The sequence below is a fragment of the Halobaculum sp. CBA1158 genome, from assembly GCF_021431925.1.
GTDB lineage: Archaea > Halobacteriota > Halobacteria > Halobacteriales > Haloferacaceae > Halobaculum.
On sequence record NZ_CP090371.1, the window covers coordinates 2,796,216 to 2,813,023 of the forward strand.

Annotated in this window: 15 protein-coding genes and 1 other RNA gene; 4 read left to right on the forward strand and 12 right to left on the reverse strand. The window is 74.4% G+C overall.

Features of this window, described 5'->3' with window-relative positions:
- Positions 1-153: 153 nt before the first annotated feature.
- Both Hbl1158_RS14565 and rnpB read right to left on the reverse strand, forming a co-directional pair.
- A complete protein-coding gene (locus tag Hbl1158_RS14565) occupies positions 154-447 on the reverse strand; it encodes a hypothetical protein (protein ID WP_234297972.1) in 294 nt (97 codons plus the stop codon).
- A 137-nt stretch (positions 448-584) separates the two neighbouring features.
- An RNA gene (gene rnpB, locus Hbl1158_RS14570) (RNase P RNA component) lies at positions 585-1,030 on the reverse strand.
- A gap of 161 nt (positions 1,031-1,191) precedes the next feature.
- On the opposite strand from rnpB, the gene Hbl1158_RS14575 reads away from it, so the two are divergent.
- Entirely contained in the window at positions 1,192-1,794 is a 603-nt protein-coding gene (locus tag Hbl1158_RS14575; protein WP_234297973.1) for a TIGR00296 family protein, read from the forward strand.
- A gap of 64 nt (positions 1,795-1,858) precedes the next feature.
- Here Hbl1158_RS14575 and Hbl1158_RS14580 read toward each other — a convergent pair whose 3' ends face one another.
- From Hbl1158_RS14580 to Hbl1158_RS14590, 3 genes are all read right to left on the reverse strand, one after another.
- Positions 1,859-2,341 (reverse strand): twin-arginine translocation signal domain-containing protein, encoded by a 483-nt coding sequence (locus Hbl1158_RS14580; protein WP_234297974.1) that lies wholly within the window; start codon positions 2,339-2,341, stop codon positions 1,859-1,861.
- Positions 2,342-2,404: 63 nt separating this feature from the next.
- The gene (locus Hbl1158_RS14585) at positions 2,405-3,568 is read right to left on the reverse strand and encodes a nicotinate phosphoribosyltransferase (RefSeq protein WP_234297975.1); all 1,164 of its coding nucleotides are present in this window, start codon (positions 3,566-3,568) and stop codon (positions 2,405-2,407) included.
- Positions 3,569-3,673: 105 nt separating this feature from the next.
- Positions 3,674-5,404, reverse strand: coding sequence for an Hvo_1808 family surface protein (locus Hbl1158_RS14590; protein WP_234297976.1), 1,731 nt, complete (start codon positions 5,402-5,404; stop codon positions 3,674-3,676).
- Between the two features lie 145 nt (positions 5,405-5,549).
- On the opposite strand from Hbl1158_RS14590, the gene Hbl1158_RS14595 reads away from it, so the two are divergent.
- Entirely contained in the window at positions 5,550-6,137 is a 588-nt protein-coding gene (locus tag Hbl1158_RS14595; protein WP_234297977.1) for an isochorismatase family cysteine hydrolase, read from the forward strand.
- A gap of 35 nt (positions 6,138-6,172) precedes the next feature.
- Here Hbl1158_RS14595 and Hbl1158_RS14600 read toward each other — a convergent pair whose 3' ends face one another.
- Complete coding sequence (locus Hbl1158_RS14600) at positions 6,173-6,709, reverse strand: hypothetical protein (RefSeq protein ID WP_234297978.1); 537 nt, start codon at positions 6,707-6,709, stop codon at positions 6,173-6,175.
- A gap of 87 nt (positions 6,710-6,796) precedes the next feature.
- On the opposite strand from Hbl1158_RS14600, the gene Hbl1158_RS14605 reads away from it, so the two are divergent.
- Positions 6,797-7,099, forward strand: coding sequence for a hypothetical protein (locus Hbl1158_RS14605; protein ID WP_234297979.1), 303 nt, complete (start codon positions 6,797-6,799; stop codon positions 7,097-7,099).
- A 68-nt stretch (positions 7,100-7,167) separates the two neighbouring features.
- On the opposite strand, the gene Hbl1158_RS14610 is transcribed toward Hbl1158_RS14605, so the two are convergent.
- Positions 7,168-8,508: a dihydroorotase gene (locus Hbl1158_RS14610; protein WP_234297980.1), complete on the reverse strand. Its 1,341-nt coding sequence runs from the start codon at positions 8,506-8,508 to the stop codon at positions 7,168-7,170.
- Positions 8,509-8,547: 39 nt separating this feature from the next.
- A complete protein-coding gene (locus Hbl1158_RS14615) occupies positions 8,548-9,192 on the reverse strand; it encodes a lipoate--protein ligase family protein (protein ID WP_234299548.1) in 645 nt (214 codons plus the stop codon).
- 139 nt (positions 9,193-9,331) lie between these two features.
- On the opposite strand from Hbl1158_RS14615, the gene Hbl1158_RS14620 reads away from it, so the two are divergent.
- Positions 9,332-10,342, forward strand: coding sequence for a hypothetical protein (locus Hbl1158_RS14620; protein ID WP_234297981.1), 1,011 nt, complete (start codon positions 9,332-9,334; stop codon positions 10,340-10,342).
- A gap of 59 nt (positions 10,343-10,401) precedes the next feature.
- Here Hbl1158_RS14620 and Hbl1158_RS14625 read toward each other — a convergent pair whose 3' ends face one another.
- The 4 genes from Hbl1158_RS14625 to Hbl1158_RS14640 form a co-directional block, all read right to left on the reverse strand.
- The gene (locus Hbl1158_RS14625; protein WP_234297982.1) at positions 10,402-10,893 is read right to left on the reverse strand and encodes a hypothetical protein; all 492 of its coding nucleotides are present in this window, start codon (positions 10,891-10,893) and stop codon (positions 10,402-10,404) included.
- Between the two features lie 70 nt (positions 10,894-10,963).
- A complete protein-coding gene (locus tag Hbl1158_RS14630; RefSeq protein ID WP_234297983.1) occupies positions 10,964-11,638 on the reverse strand; it encodes an ABC transporter ATP-binding protein in 675 nt (224 codons plus the stop codon).
- A 64-nt stretch (positions 11,639-11,702) separates the two neighbouring features.
- On the reverse strand, positions 11,703-13,505 hold the full coding sequence (locus tag Hbl1158_RS14635) for a hypothetical protein (protein WP_234297984.1): 1,803 nt from the start codon (positions 13,503-13,505) through the stop codon (positions 11,703-11,705).
- Positions 13,498-16,722 carry an ABC transporter permease gene (locus tag Hbl1158_RS14640; RefSeq protein ID WP_234297985.1) on the reverse strand — a complete coding sequence of 1,075 codons (3,225 nt, stop codon included), beginning with the start codon at positions 16,720-16,722 and terminating at the stop codon, positions 13,498-13,500. The genes Hbl1158_RS14635 and Hbl1158_RS14640 overlap by 8 nt, the downstream gene beginning before the upstream one ends.
- Positions 16,723-16,808: the final 86 nt, after the last annotated feature.

Sequence of the window (16,808 nt, forward strand, 5' to 3'; positions counted from 1 at the left end):
TCGGGGACCGCGGCGAGGCGAGGGCGATCGGTGGCGGGGCGGGTGGCGGCGGTTCCTGGGGCGACCGTCGCGACCGACGGCGATGCCGGCGGCGGTTCCTGGGGTGACCGTCGCGACCGACGGCGATGCCGGCGGCGGTTCCTGGGGCGACGGCTACGCGTTCACGTCCGGGCCGTCGTCGACGAACCGAACCGTGAAGCGCTCGTAGCCGCCGTAGGCCGTCTCCAGCGAGCCGATCCACCAGTTCCATCGTTCCGCGAGGTCGTGGTCCTCGGGCGCGTCCGATAGCTCCTCGAGCACCTCCTCGACGGTCAGCTCGTGGCCGCGGTCGGCGGCGATCCTCCCGGAGTCGGCCAGGTCTCGCGCCTGCCGGGCGACCGTACGGCGAACCGCCTCCGTCCCCCCGAACTCGCGCTCGAGGGCCGCCGTGAGTTCTCTGCTGTCCACACCGAGGGTTGGTGGTCCATCGGTTTTAGTTAGTCGGGTGCGTGTCAGCCGTTCGCACGACCGTCGTCGGACGGTATGCGGGCGACTACCGTCGGTGATCGCGGCGTCCCGGCACCGCCGCTGGCGAGCGCGAGAGCGGCCGAGGGGAGTAAGCCCCCTTCTGTTCGGCCCGACATTCGGCTGAGCGTCCGCGTCGTTGCGGGGCGCGAGCCCCGGTCGTCCGCACGGGGACGCCGTGCGGGAACCCGGACTACCATCGGGGCGACCGCCGCGGCCGCCCGTCGACGCGGGCTTGCACCGGCGAGGATTCGCCGTTCCATCCGTTCCCGCCCGTCGGTCCTCGGTGGGTTCGCTCCCTCCCCTCTCGGGTCGGTTCGCGCGCCCGCGGCGGAGCCGCGAGCGCCGGCGGCGACGGATCGCCGCCGCACCTCATCGGTCGGGGCGGGGGGTCTCGTTGCTGTTCCAGAGCCAGCCGTCTCCGACTCCGGGCTTGCGCCCGGTCGCCCGTCCGGGGGTGGGGGGACTTTCCTCATGCGCCGTCGCCCGAGAGGGTCGAGCGCACGGGGGTCGGGCTCCCTCTGCCGAGTCCGGATAGATCGCTCGCTCTGATAAAGCGTTCGGGGTGATCGCGACGCCGATCTGTTCCCCCCGTGATCGGACGCCTCGCGGGCCGTGGGACGCTGGTGTGTCACTTCGTATCACGGTGATGAAAGGCTTCAAGTCCGGTGGGCCCACAGTACGTGTATGTCCGAAGCGGAGACCGTGCGGCTCACCTACGAGGACGGTGCACGCGCGGTCGAACTCGCCCGGGAGTCGGTCGAGGCGTACGTACTGCAGGGCCAACGCGAACAACCGGGGAGCATGCGCGACGCCTTCTACGCGCGAACCGGTGCGTTCGTCCGCCTCCAGTCCACTCGAGGCAGGGGGCGCATGCGCGGCTGTGCCGGGTCGTATCGGGGGAAGGACCAGCTCGGCCACGCCATCGTCGACGCGGCGATCAAGGCGGCCTCGGCGGACTCCGGCGGCTCGGAACTCGAGCCCAAGGAACTCGACTCCGTGCTCGTCTCCGCGTACGTCGTCTCCGGCGTCACGCTCACCAACGACCCCGTCGAGGACCTCGAACTCGGCCGCCACGGCGTCGCGGTCGACCACAACGGTCACCACGGCTGGCTGTATCCGACGATCCCCGTCGAGAACGACTGGAGCACCGAGAAGTTCCTCTCGCGCGTCTGCCGGAAGGCCGGGCTCTCGCCGCTGGCGTGGCAGGACGAGGAGACGATGGTGACGCTCATCGACGGACAGGTGTTCCGCGAGCGCCGCGACGGCGGCAGCGTCGAACAGCTGTAGGCGACCGACAGCGCCGACTTCTCCGCGACGCGCCGTGACTCACCGGCGACGCGACCGGGTCCGTTCAACAGCTGTCCTCGATCGGATCGGCGACGTCCTCGACCCGGTCGTCGAACTCGAACAGTCGCTCGTCGCCGCGACTGTGCCGGAAGATCAGTCGGTCCGGGACGTACTCCACCGGGGCGGTGAGCGTGTAGGTCGCGGTCGTCTCCTCTCCGTCACAGGGCGGAAGGAAGTCGGTGTCGTTGCTCGTGACCGTCGCCGTCAACGACAGTCCCTCGGGGCCCCGTTCGAGGGTGCTCGTGAGACGCCGACAGTCCGGCACGAACGCGGGGAACTGCCCGCGGAGACAGACGGACGACTCCTCGACCACGAACCGTATCGCGTGTCCGTCACAGTCGAACGCCGAGGGGTCCGGATCGGTGTCGACCTCGAACTCGTGGTCGATCGACGAGGGGGAGTGGAAGCCGCAGCCGGCGACGGCGGCCGTTCCGCCGGCGGCGAGTCCGGCCGCGGCGGTGCGGAGCAGGTCGCGTCTGGAGGGCATCGCCGGACGGAGTCGCGGTCGCGGTAAACCTCTTGCGGGGATTGCCGACACGGACGCGACGACCTACCCTCCGCCGAAGCCGACCGCCTCCGCGTCCGCCAGCGCCCGCCCCGCCGCGTCGTCGATGTCGAACTCCCGCACCACGTCGCCGTCGCGGACCAGCGGTTCCATGAGCGACTCGCCGTCGGCGGGGCCCTCGCGGCCGCGGAGGCCGACGTGGTGGCCGCCGTCGGGCGTCCGGTACACCTCCTTGACTCCCGAGAGCTTCCCGCGCTTGGCCGCCGGGTCGCCGTCGACCTCGACGATGTCGAGCGCGAAGTCCACCGGGTCGGCGTTGGAGACGTAGCCGCCGACCCCGAAGCCGTCGGCGACGTCGCGGAGGTGGCGGAGGTCAGCGGGGCCGAGGCCGCCCGAGAGGAACACGTCCACGTCGCCGCGGCCGCGGGCGTCCAGTTCCCACTGCACCTCGCGGACGATGTGGCGGAAGTCGCCCCGGCGCGAGCCGGTCGTGTCGAGGCGGACGCCGTCGAGGCGGTCGCCGAGCGTCTCCACCGCCCGGATCACCTCGTCGACCTCGTCGGAGTAGGTGTCACACAGCGCGATTCGGGGCACCCCCTCGGGGACCGCCTCGTCGAAGGCGCGCCAGGCGTCTTCCTGGTTGCCGCGGCCGAAACAGATGAGCAGCGCGTGGGGCATCGTCCCCGACGCCTCCCGGCCGATCACCTCGCCGGCGGCGACGTGCGAGAAGCCGTCGAGGCCGCCCACGAGCGCGCTCCGCTCGACCATCGCGGCGATCGAGGGGTGGACGTGCCGGGCCCCGAACGAGAGCACGTTCGCGTCGGGGGCGGCGCGCCGACACGCCAGGGCCGCGGTGGCGACGCCGGAGGCGTGCGAGAGAAAGCCCAACAGCGACGTCTCCAGCGCCGCGAACTCGAGGTACTCCCCCTCGATTCGCATCACGGGACCCCCGTCGAACGCCGTGCCCTCCGGGAGCGCGTCGACGGTCACGTCGCGGCCCGCGAGGAGGGCTGCGGCGTCTTTCAGGCCCGCCAGCAGTTCGAACTCGCCGTCAGGGAACTGGTCAGCGGTCACCTCGGCGACGACGCGCGGGTTCCGGTCGGCGTGTCGGAGGGTCTCCGCCGTGCGCTCGAAGTACGCGTCCGCCGCCGATCCGTCCCGGATCGCGTCCGCCCCGACGATGTCGAAGTCGGAAGGCGTGGAACTCATTGGGCGAGGTTCGACCGGGCGACGCAAAAAGTCACGCCATCGCCCCCGTGGGCGCGCCGTCCGTGCGAGGACCCCGCGTTCGTCGCCGGCGCGGCGGTCGCCCGGTCAGCCTCGCCGGCGCGCGAGCAGGCCCGCGACGGCGACGGCCGCGGCGGCGACGCCGAAGCCGAAGCCGGCACCGTCGGTCTCGGTCACGCCGTCGTCGGTGTCGCCGGTGTCGCCGGGCTCGGTGGTGTCCGCGGAGTCGTCCGGGGTGTCGTCGCCGCCGGCGTCACCGTCGCCGTCAGTCGGCGTCGCCGTCTCGTCTGCGGGCGTCTCGGTCGCCGGGTCGAGGCTCGGGCGGATATCCGCCACGTCCTCGACGGTGGGCCCGTTCACGATCGTCACGCGGTCGCCGTCGAGGCGGACGAGGAACGCGTCCTCGAAGGGACCGTCGGGGACGACGTAGTACCCCTCGTCGGTCTCGCGCACGTCGTGGGCGTCGAGCATGCGGAGGTACGTGTCGTGGAACTGCTCGGCGTCCTCCTCGGAGTCCCAGGCGGTCAGCCAGACGTAGCCGTACTCGGCGTCGTCGCCCTCCCCGTTTCGGTACGGGAACAGCCGGTCCCCGTCCCAGCCGTCGGACGGGGGCGACTCGTAGTTGTAGGTGTCGTACGGGCTCTCGGTCCCCTGGAACAGGCCGTTGGGGTTGATCGTGTTCGCCTGGTACTCGCGGGCCTGATACCAGAACATCGCGTAGATGGACGCCTCGCCGACGGTGTCGGAGCCGTTCTCCCCCAGCCGGGGATCGTCACGCGGGAACGTCTCCCAGCCGTTCGTCCCCTCGTCCTCGAACGACAGTTCGCGGGGCGTCTCGTCGGTCCGGTGGATCACCTGCTCGGTGGAGACGGGCGGGTTCCGGAAGCGCTCCTCGAAGGCGTCCCAGCCGCCCTCCTCGATCAGTTCGTTCACGTAGGCCGGGCCGTCCGAGTAGGGGTTCAACAGCGTGATCAGGATGCCGAGGTTCGGACCGGGACCGCCGCCTCCGCCACCGCCGCCGGCCTGGGGCGTGTCGACGCAGTCCCACTCGTCGCCGCAGCGCTGGGCGTAGCGCGTCTCGATGTAGTTCGCCTCGCCCTCGACGACGCCGTCGATCGCGAGGTCGCTATCCTGCGTCTGGCCCCGGTACGTCTCGTTGGTGAGGTCGTACTGCTGGTCCTGGAGGGCGTGAACAAGTTCGTGAACCAGCGTCGCGTTGTTGATCGTCGGGGAGTCCGGCGAGTCGGTGACGATCGTGATCGCGTCGTTCGTCGGGGAGTAGAAGCCCGCGACCGACGAACCGGTCGTTCCGCCGATCGCCTCGCCGGAGCCGGTCGACTCGCCGACGATGAACAGCCCCTCCCACACCTGGTCGTTCCAGCGGTTGTATTCGTCGGAGCCGCCCCCGCCGGCGCTCTGGTTGCGGTACTCCTCTCGGGTGATGATCGAGACGGGGACTCGGGAGTCGAACTCCTCCTCGCGGATGTACTCGACGCGCGCCATCGCGCGGGCGACGTACGCCCGGAGTTCCTCGTCGCTGAGGCCGTCGGACTGGTCGACGTCGATGCTCTCGTTGTGCCAGTAGCCGTCCTCCCAGCCGATCACGTCGGAGTCGGGATCGGCGGGTGCGGACTGGGTGGCTCCGGAGTTGGTCGCCGGCTGACCGGCGGTGTCGGCCGAGACGGCGGGCACGCGGGCGGGGTCCGATGCGGAACGGGGGGTCGCCGCGAACGCCGGGGCGACCGCGCTGCACACGAGCGCGACCGCGAACGCGACGGCGACGAACCGCCCGACCGTCTGCGGGGACGGTGTTCGCATGTGTCGCCATTGGACTGGGGGTAGAAGTACCTTGTCCGAAATTCAAGGTCGAGATCGGACGGCGATTCCGTCGCCCGCGCCGTTCGGTCCGCCCCGTCGGCCGACGCGCCGAGCCGTTTTGTGGGCGCGGTTCGAACGGTCCGACATGCCAGCGGACGAAGCCGCCTTCGACCCCGACAGCACCGCCGTCGTCGTCGTGGACATGCAGAACGGCTTCTGCCACCCGGACGGGAGCCTGTACGCCCCGCCCAGCGAGACGGCGGTCGAGCCCGTGAGTCGGCTCGTCGACCGCGCCGGCGACGCCGACGCGCCGGTGGTATACACCCGCGACGTGCACCCGCCCGAGCAGTTCGACGACGCCCACTACTACGACGAGTTCGACCGCTGGGGCGAGCACGTCGTCGAGGGGAGCTGGGACGCCGAGCTGATAGACGACCTTCCGACCGAGGACGCCGCCCACGTCGTCGAGAAACACACCTACGACGCCTTCTACCGCACCGATCTCGAGGGGTGGCTCGACGCACACGGGATCGACGACCTGGTGATCTGCGGGACGCTCGCGAACGTCTGCGTCCTCCACACCGCCGGCTCGGCGGGGCTGCGCGACTACCGGCCGGTGGTCGTCGACGACGCCCTCGGTTACATCGACGAGGAGCACAAGGAGTACGCCGTCGAACACGCCGACTGGCTGTTCGGCGAGACGACGACGCTTTCGGACGTGCGGTTCGCGTAGCGGTCGGCCGGTGGTCGGTCCGCGGTCGATCAGGCCTACTCGGCGGCGTCGCCGTCGAGGGAGTCACTATCGCCGCCTTCGGGAAACAGCGCGTCGGGCTCGCGCTGGGTGAACACGACGCGCTCGGAGTCGTCGAGGGGCCGGAGGTAGGTGTGGAGTTCGCCGGCGCGCTCGGCGCGATCGAGCAGCGGCTCGGCCTGGTCCTGCGAGTAGTACAGCGGGAAGACGACGGCCGTTCCCGCGGCCTCCGCCTTCATCGCGACGACGAGGAACACGACGTTCGAGCGCTGGGCGCGGTAGGCGTCGTACTCGTCGAAGCCGTCCTCGACGCCGGCGACCGTCTCCTGGACGGTCTCGAACTCGTCGCCCGGAAGGAGCACGTCGAAGCCGAGGCGCTCCGCCTCGACGCCGGTCCCGGCGGTGCTGGCGTTCGGGAGCGGCGTCACGTCCCCGGGGTGGAGCTCGGTCACGTCCCACCCCGACTCGCGGTACTCCTCGGCTGTGGCCTCCATGTCGGCCATCACGTCGTCCCAAAAGTCGGTGAACCCGGCGAGCGGGTGGCTTCCGGCCATGTCTCACCCGGGGCGGCGGGGCCTCAAAACGGTTGTCCTGTCGCCTCGCCGCCAACCCTTTGCGTCGTCGCCACCGAGACACCGGGCGTGACACGCGTCTCCGTCCTCACGGCCACGGCCGCGTTCGTGCTCGGAGTCGTCTTCTCCGGCGGCGTCGCCGCCCTCGACGACCCGTTCGGGGTCGGAGCGGCCGTCGTCGCGGGGGTCGTCGGAACGGTCGCGCTCGCGGCGGGGCTGCTCGGGTGGCTCCTCGCGCACGCGCTGGCCCGGCGCGAGGACGCCCCCGAGGGGACCGAGACGGCCGCCAGAGTCGCGTCCGCCGGGGCCGTCGCCGGGGCCGGATCGGTGACCGGTGCGGCGCTGACGCGGATCCTCCTCGCCGGGGGGTAGCCGACGGCCGACGCGGGCGGATCGACCGTCGGCGACGGTGTCGTCGCCGTTCTCGCTGCCGGCGTCGGCTACGACCCTCGCCGAACGTTCTCGCCGACCGCCCCGCCGAACGCCTCGTCGCCGCCGCGGGCGTCGTAGGCGACGTGACCGCGCACGAGCGTCAACTCGGGAAAGACGGCCTCGCGGCCCTCGAACGGCGTCCACCCGCACTTCGAATGGAGGTCGTCGCCGCGGATCTCCCGGGCCTCGTCGAGGTCGACGAGCACGAGGTCCGCGTCGGCACCCTCCTCGACCCGTCCCTTCCCCGGCACGTCGAAGATCCGGGCGGGGGCGGCGGCGACCAGGTCTCTGACGCGCGTCAGGTCGAGGGCCCCCTCACGGACTTCCTGCAGCAGCAGCGGGAGCATCGTCTCGACGCCGGGCACCCCCGACGGGGCCTCCCGGACGCTCGCGTCCTTCTCCGCGCGGGTGTGGGGCGCGTGGTCGGTGGCGACGACGTCGACGGTGCCGTCGGCGACGCGCTCGAACACGGCCTCCCGGCGCTCCTCGCTCCGCAGCGGGGGGTTCATCCGGCCGAACGTTCCCAGGCCGTCGAGGTCCTCGCGCGACAGGAACAGGTGGTGGGGCGTCACCTCGCAGGTCGCGCCCGCGTCGCTGGCGGCGTCGATCCCCTCCGGCGTCGACGTGTGAGCGATGTGGACGTCGGCGTCGGAGTCCGCCCCGACAGCGAGGGCGCGCTCGACGGCCGCGGCCTCGGCCTCGGCGGTCCGGTAGGCGCTCCAGGCGTCGGCGTCCGCGTCGCGACCGGTCCCGTCGCCGGCGCGCTCCAGGGCCGCCCGGTCGAACAGGTCGGCGTCCTCGGCGTGGACGGTGACCGTCACGTCCTCGCGGGCCGCGCGTGCGACGGCGTCGCCGAAGAGGTCCGCCTCGATTCCCATGTCGCCGGTGGAGTCGGCGAGGAACACCTCTCCGAGCGCGAGGATCGGCCGATCGAACAGCGAGTCGGGGTCCCAGTCGGCGGTGACGCCGCCGTTGATCCCGAAGTCGACGAGCGACCGCGACGCGCGGTCGGCCTTCCCGTCGACCGCGTCGCCGGTCACCGTCGGCGGGTCGGTGTTCGGCTGGTCGACGACGGTCGTGACGCCGCCGGCGGCCGCCGAGCGCGACCCGGTGTGCCAGTCCTCCTTGTGCGGGAAGCCGGGCTCGCGGAAGTGGACGTGCGCGTCGATCGCGCCCGGCAGGAGGTGTTTTCCGTCGCAGTCGACGACGTCGACCGCCGTCGCGTCGCCCGCGGCGTCCTCGACGGCGACGGTGTCCGCGTCGGCGACCCGCGCGATCGTCCCGTCCGCGACGAGCACGTCCCGCACTCGCCCGTCAGCGAGCGTGGCGTGTCTGAACAGCGTGGTCATTGACGGACGGTGCGCGGGGGGCGGCGTAAGTCCGACGGGTCAGTCGCCGTCGATCGACAGGTCCGCCACGTCGCACACGTCGGCCGCGCGGTCGCCGACGAACGCGGACTCGAGCGTCTCTCGGACCGCCTCGGGGTCGTCGGGGCCGCCCGCCAGCTTGACCGAGCCGACCGAGTCGGGGTCGAACGGCACGTCGAGCGCGTCGTAGACGGGCGACAGGACCGCCCGGATCGGGCCGCGCTCGGCGACGGTCACGCAGCCGGAGACGAGTGCGGCGTCCCGCCGCACGCGCTGGGCGATCCCCGACAGCTTTCCGCCGCCGGCGACGCGGACGGAGTAGTCGCCCGGGCAGTACGAGGCGGACGGCTCCCCGCGCGCCACGTCCGCGCCGGCGTCGCGGAGGGCCGCGAGGAGGGTCGCGACGGCCGACTCGTAGCGGTCGTTCAACCCCGTCCGGGCGTCGTCGAGGGGGATCGCGTGCGCGAACGCCAGCGTCGAGTCGGCGTACGCGACCGCGCGGCCGCCGACGGAGCGCTCGACCGGCGGGAAGCCGCGCTCGCGGGCCGCGGCTCGCGCCCGGTCGTACCCCGCCGCGCGGACGTCGCGCCGGCCGAACGCCAGCGACCGGCCGGGCGTCCACACCCGGAGCGCGGGGACGGTCGACTCGGCGGCCTCGGCGAGCATCGCGCCGGTGGCGGCGCGGTCGGCGTCGCGACGGGGTCGGCGACCGCGGTAGACGCGAACGCGACCGCCGCCGTCCTCGGCTGTCACGTCCGCCGCTGGGAGTCGGGTCGCCTAAGCGCTTGCGTCGCCTGCGACGGATATGGACGAGTCGGCGGGCGGACGCCGGACTGACGAAGGCGCGCCGAGATCGACCGACTCGGCCCCGGTCGTCCTCCCCGAGTCCCTGCTCGCGCGCCACCGGAAGTTCTCGCTGTACAACTCCCCGTACCCGGCCCACGACCGGGCCCGCGCTGTGGACCTCTACCCCGCCGGCGACGGCGACGCGGTCGGCTCCCCCGTCGCCGGCGAGGTGCTCGACGCCCGGACGGTCGGCTGTCCGGACCGCGAGTACGCCGTCGACCGCGACCACCTGATCGTGCTCGACGCCGGCGAGCACCTGGCGCGCGTGCTCCACGTCGACCCCGCGGTCGAGGCGGGCGACGAGGTCGCCGTCGGCGACCCGCTCGGCGATCTGGTGCGCTCCGGGTTCTTCGGCCGGTGGGTCGACAACCACCTCCACCTGGAGTTCCGCGAGCGCGAGAGGAACCCCTATCGAGCGTCGGGATCGCTCCCGCTCGTCGCCGACGCGCCCGTGACCCCGGTCGGCTGGGACGGCACCGGCACAGTCGTCGAGACGGGCGCGAGCCACGCCGTGCTGGACGCCCCTCGGCCGCCCTCCGCGGGCGAGGGGTTCCACGCGCTCGCCGGCGACGACGGGCGTCCCTTGGACGGGGGACTCGCCCACTACGCCGGCGGCGGCGTCCTCGCGGCCGGACCCGAAATCACGGTCGAAGCCGGAGTCGCAGTCGAAACCGAGGTCGATGACGGAACCGGAGTCAAGGCCGGAGCCGACGGGGACGACGCGTCGCCGGCGCTGTCGCTGCTCGGCACCGAGGTCGGCAGCCGAGTCGGCCGCCACGTCGACTGGGCCGACGTGGCCGTGCTGGCGAACGGCGAGCGGATCACCGGGCTGTCGCTGTTTGCCGCCCGCGGCGACGACCTCGGGGCGAAACTCGTGACTCGACCCGAGGCCGGCGACCCGACGTTCGCCGTCGGCGACGAGGTCCGCGTGCGGATCGTCCCCGACGACGACCCGGTCCGACTGGGCTGAGAGCGGCCGGCGACTGCGGGGGCCTCGTCGCACCCGCGGTCGCGTCGTCGCCGGCGGCCTCACCGCACAGCGACCGCGACGGCGACGAGGGCGAGCAGCGAGGTGCCGAGCGCGAGCGCCGCGACGACGGCGTCGCCGGCGTCCAGCCACACCGCCGGAATCAGGGGAAGCAGGAGGAGTCCACACCCCATCACCGCCGCGCCGAGTCGGCGGGCCGTCTCCCTGTCGGCGTTCGGTATCGTGAGCAGCTCCCGCCGGTCGCGGTAGCGGACGAGCCACCCGAGCGCGAGACACGCCGCGGCGCTGGCCGACAGCGTCGCGACGCCGACGACGCGGCCCGGGACGCCGGCGGCGACCGCGCCGGCGAGCGCGAGCAGTCCGGCCCCGACGGCCGCGACGACGGCGGCGTTGCCGCGTGCCGCCGCGTCGTCGGCGGGATCGACCGCGTAGGCGCGGCGGAGCCCGCTGTCGGGCTTCAGCGTGGCGAGCGCGAACGCGACGAACGCCCCGCCCGTGACCGCGAGCGCGACGACGCCGGCGTCGACGACCATGCTCGCGGATGAACGGCGGGGAGAAAAAAGCGTACCGCGCGGGTGGTTACGAAGCGTACCGCGCGGGCGGTTACGATCCGTCGTCGCGGGCGGTCAACGCGCCGTCCACGAGGTCGAGTCGGCGGTCGAACCCGCCGCTCACGGCCGGGTCGTGGCTCACGACGGCGACGCCGGCGTCGAACGCCTCGCGGAGCGAGCGGAGGAGGTCGAGCACCGACTCGGTCGCCTCGGGGTCGAGTTGGCCGGTGGGCTCGTCGGCGAGCACGACCGCCGGGCGGTTCGCCAGCGCGCGGGCGATGGCGACGCGCTGTTTCTCGCCGCCGCTGAGGCTCGCGGGGTAGCGGTCCGCGAGGTCTGCGATCCCGAGGTGGTCGAACAGCCGCGCGAGCCAGTCGGGGTCGCGCTCGCCGGCGTGGTCCTGCGGGAGCGCGGCGTTGTCCCACGCGTCGAGGTCGGGGACGAGCTGGAAGTCCTGAAAGACGATTCCGAGGTGGTCGCGACGGAGAGTCGCCCGCTCGCGTTCTGACAGTCCCGAGGCGTCGCGGCCGGCGACGGCGACGACGCCGGCGTCGGCCGGCTCCAGCAGGCCGAGCGTCGCGAACAGCGTCGACTTGCCCGAGCCGCTCGCGCCCCGGATCACCACCCGGTCGCCGCGGTCGACGGCGACGTCGACGCCGTCGAGGACGCGCTCGCCGCCGCGGGTGACGACCAGGTCGCGCGCGGCGAGAGCCGGGGGGTCGCTCACGGCCGGGAGTGACGCCGAGCGGCTGTTAGTCCTGTCGGTCGGTTCGGGTGACCCCCGAGCCGGATCAGCAGTCCGCGCCGCCGGGGCGACTCGGCAGCGACATCGCGACTCGGTCGCGGGTGCCGGCGTCGTAGACGACGTGTCGGTCGGCGAGCAGGCCCCGGTAGCGACCCGGGTCGACAGCGACCGCCGGCCGGGGGTACTGCTGCGCGCCGACCGTCGCCCACGACGCCTGCGAGACGACGGCGCAGTCGGGGGGCGGCCCGCCGGCGAGCCAGCCCGAGACCGGCGCGCGCCGGGCCGGCTCGTCCCGGTCGTAGTAGCCGGCGATCCGGACGAGGTGGTCGTCGCCGGCCCACGTGCCCGGCACGTGCGCGACCGCGTGGCTCGTGCCCGCGAACTCCGCCTCCTCGGTGATCCCCCGGTAGGGGACCACGTCGACGCCGGCGAAGGCGATCGGGAGGCTCGCGGCCGCACACGTCAGCAGGACCGCCGCCGCGACGGGGACGGCCGCGCGACGGAGACGACCGGGGCGGCCGGAGTGGCGGGGATCGACGGACCCCCCGGACCCAGTTGACCCGTCGCCGGCGGCGTCGCTTCCGGCGGCGTCGCTTCTGCCGGTAACGCCGCGAACGCGGGGGAGCCCGACCGCCAGCGCGACGCCCGCGAGCACGGCCCACGGCAGGTGCGCGAACGTCTGCACCCGGTAGATGGTGTTGAGGTACGGCGGCGTGAGCGCGGCCGACAGCGAGAAGCCGATCGCCAGCGCGACCGCGGTCGCCAGCGCCGCCATCGCCCGCCCGTCCGGCCGGTCCGCGAGCGCGGTCGGCAGCGCCCACGCCGCCGCCAGCGACGGGATCGCGAGCGGGAGCAACGCCGCGAGGAGCACGCCCGGCGTCCGCGGCAGCCCCGGGAACACCGCGGTCGCGGCGTTGAGTGCCAGCAGGCCGAACGCGACGCAGACCGCGAGCGCGCCGGCGACCCGGACCCGCCGCGGTCGGGCGCGCGCCAGCGCCGCGAGCCCGAACGCCCCGAGGATCACCCAGGCGGCGAACAGGTCGAGCGCCTCGGTCAGCCTGGCGCTCTGGATGACGTACGCCGGCGTCAGCCGCGCGGTCAGCGAGAAGTAGCCGACCGCGTACGCCCAGAAGGCGACCGCGGCCGCGACGTGGCCGGCCAGTCGGCGCGGGGTGCGCCCCGGCGCGAGCACGGCCCAGCCGACGAGCACGAGTCCGAACACGACCGTGTCGAGGTTGTGCGTCGGCGGGAGCGCCAGCGCCAGCGCCGCCGTCACCGCGTACCAGCCGAGCCGGCCGGTGTGGCTCGCGCGGGCGTACGCGACCGTCGCCAGCGGAACCAGGAGGAGTCCCAACGTCTGCTCGTCGACCGCCATCGCCCGGTGGAGGGTGAGCCCGCCGACGGCGAGCAGGCCGGCCGCGACGCCCGGGCCGACCCGGCCAACTGGGACGGCAGTCCGGGTGATCCGGGCGGCGATCCGTCGGGCGACCGCGGCGGCGACAAGCACGGGCACGGCCCCGACGACCGCGATCGCCGGCTGTGCGACGACCAGCGCCGACTCGCCCGTGACGGCGCTGACGACCGACAAGAACGCCGTGAACTGGAGGTCGTCGACGGGCATCCGCGACAGGGGGAGTCGCCCCGTCGCGGCGACCAGCCGGACGTGGCCCGCGTAGACGATCCCGTCGGGATTGAACGGGAGCGACGACCGGATCAGCGGACTCGCCCGGAGCGCGACCGCGACCGCGAACGCCGCGAGCACAGCCAGCGCGCCACGGCGACGGCCGCGGACTCCGGTACCCCCGTGACCGTCCCGATCGGCGGCGTTCGAGTCGGTCGGGTCACTCATCGCCGCCCCACCTCCCGGACGCGGCCAGCAGCGACGCCGGCGTCGCGCGGGTGACGCCGACGGCCGCGAGGAGTCCGCCGGCGGCGACGAGGCCGACGGAGGCGACCGCGAGGACCGCGAGCGTCGCCGGCGACGGGGTCGGGTCGACGGAGACGCCGTAGACAGTCAGCGCGCCGATGGCGTCGAGCGCGCGCACGGCGGCGACCCCGGCGACGCCGCCCAAAAGCGTCGCGACCGCGCCGACGCGGACCGCGTCGGCGACGACGAGCCGGCGGATCTGCCGGGGCGTCGCGCCCGCGGCCCGGCGGATCCCGAGGCTCCGCCGGCGGGCGTGGACGGCGCTGGCCATCGCCGTGGCGACGCCGCCGACGACCGTGACGGCCGCGACCGCCGACAGCGACGCGACCAGCAGCCTGAGGTTGCCGAACACGGTCGCGACCGCCCGGCCGATCGCCGAGGCGTCGCGGTCGACGCCGGCCGTCGCCAGCGCCGCCGCGAGCCGGTCGTCGCCGCCCACCTCGACGCGGCGCTCGGCGAGCGTCGTCCCGTCCGTCGCGACCGTCGCGTCGAAGCCGCCGGGCGGCTGGCGCGCCAGCGCGAGGTCGATCCGGGTGCGCTCGCCGGGCGCGAGCGCGACCGAGCGGTCGGTGCTCGTCCCCGCGGCCGCGACCGTCACCTCGCGCTCGACGGTCGCGTTCCAGGGGTTCGACAGCTCCGCCGTGACCGTCGGCGTCGACAGCACCGACGGCCGTTCGGGCGAGACGGCGACGCTCGCGACGAGATCCCGGCGCGCGTCCGCCGACACCTCGACGGTCGCCGACGCGGTCCGCCCGTCGGCCCGCGCGGTCACGGTCGCCGTCCCGGGGTCGCCCAGCGGGAGCCGCGCGGTGCCGTCCGGTCCCGTCGTGACCGTCCGCGACGCCTCGCCGTCTCCAGCGTCTCCGTCCCCGTCCCCGCCGTCTCCAGCGCCGCCGCCGTCCTCGGAGCCGTCGAATTCGACGGCGATCGTGGCGTTCGCGACCGGGTCGCCCCCGACGGTCACGACCGTCACCGCGGGCGTGCTGTTCGGCGGCGCGGTCGCCGGCAGCCCCCGGAGCGCGAGCGCGTCCGGGTCGCGCGAGACGAGCGTCGCCTCGCGGTCGCCGACGCGGAGGGCGTGCTCGCCGGCCGGGGGTGCGACGAACGTGAGCGGGACGCGCCGCTGCTCGAACGCCTCGAGCGACACCGTGCGACTCCGCCGCTGGTCGCCCAGTCGGGCGGGCACCTCGACGGTCGCGGGGCCGCCGACGGCGACGAGCGTCGCCTCGACCGTGACGTTGCGGCCGGCGACGGCCGAACCCGGCGTGTCTATCGAGGTGACGACGACGCCTGACCCGTTCACTCCGACGGCGTCGCCGGCGGCTCCGTCCGTCCCGGGGGACCCTCCGCCCCCGGCGTCGCCGCTTCCGTCGGTCCGGACGAACTGGACGGCGTCCCCGGACTTCCCCGTGAGGTGGCGGGCCGTCGGGAGCGACACGATCAGCTGGTCGTCGACCGCGCCCGGCCCCGCGAAGACGCCGACGACGGTGACCGTCGTGACCGCGGGCTCCGTGCTCCCGCCGAGGGTCATCTCGTCCCCGGGGTCGAGGTCGAGGCGGGCCGCGAGGTCGGCACCGACGACCGCCTCGTCGGCGCGTTCCGGCTCGCGGCCCGCGGTCAGCGACACCGACGAGACGGACGCGAACGCCCCGTAGTCGGCCCCCCGGGTGAGGACGGCCTCGCCGTCGACGACCGAGAACGCGAGCAGCTCCGCGCTGGCGTCGGTTCCCGACGCCCGGAGCGCGTCGGCGTAGCCCTCGGGGACGCCGCTGGCGACGGGGTGGACCGCGCCGGGCTCCGTGATCGTGTCGCCGGCGACCAGCGGCGCGAGCGCGCCCGCCCCGGCCGCGAGCGTCAGGCTCACAGCGAAGAACACGGCGAGCGCGCCGGCCGTCGGCACGAGCGGCCGCCACCCCAACAGCGACGGCTCGAGCGCCCGTCGGGCGCGCGCGGTCCCGGACCGAACCGCGGCCGCGACGCCGGACCTCGGGCCGCGTGCGGCGTCGTCGTCCGTGGCGGGATCTGCGTCGCGGTCGGCGACGGGAGCGCCGCCGGAGGCCCCCGGGTCGGCGAGCGCGTCGTCGATCGCTCCCGGCGGCAGGCGAGCGGTCCGCCAGCCGGCGAGGCCGCCGGCGGCGACGCCGACGAGCGCGACCCCGGCGTAGGCCGGGACGAGCACCCGCGCGGCCGCGGGCGACACCCCCAAGTCGAGGCTGGTCGGGACGCCGAGGAACACCGCCGCGTTCACCACGAGGTTCAACAGGACGACGCCGACGGCGTAGCCGAGCGCGGTCCCCGCGAGCGCGAGGACGCCGCCTCGGAGCGCGAAGGCGGCGACGAGGTGGCGCGGCGGCGCGCCGGTCGCGCGGGCGACGCGGATCGCGCGCCGGCGGTCGCGGACGGCGATCCGCGAGACGCTGTACACCGTGATCGCGGCGAGCGCGCCGACGCCGACCGAAAGCGCCGCGAGCGCGTCGACCAGGCCGCGCGAGCCGACCGCGAAGAAGGCGAACGCGCTGCGCAGGGGTGCCCCCCGGGACGGTACCGCCGTCGCGTCGGCGTCGCCGGCGTCGATCACGAACGCCGACTGCAGACCCAGTCTGTCGAGCGTCGAGCCGTTCACCCGGTACCAGCCCGGCGCGAGCACGGCGTCGCCGGCGCGGTCGACGCCGACTGTGGCGTTCCCCTCGGGACCGACCAGCGTGACGGCGTCGTCGGGGGGACGGTCGCCGGTCGCGGCCCCGGTCTCGACAGGGCGGATCGTCGCCTCGCCCGCGAGGGTCGGCACAGTCACCGGTTCGGGAACGGCGACGACTGTGACGGTCGAGAGCGACCGATCGGAGACGCCCTCGACGGTCGCGGTCGTCGCCGGGATCACGACCGCGTCGCCCGCGCTGTCTGCGTCGCCCGCGCGGTCGGCAGAGGGGGCGTCGCCGGCGGCCGTCAGCGCCGCGGGGTCGTCGACGCGCTCGACGGTGCCGCCGGTGCCGTACTCGGCGGCGAGCCCGAGCACCTGCGCGCTCGCGCCGACGGCGACGAGGACCGTGCCGGTGAGAAACGCGACCGTCACCGCGAGCACCGCCACCGCGAGCCAATCGCGCGCCGACCACCCCGCGACGAGCCGCCACCGGTAGCTCACCGCGGCCACCCCGGCGAACGCGTGTCACGGCGGGCGGCGCGCGTCGGTCGCATCGGATCGGTGCCACCCTTTGCTCCGGCTCCCTT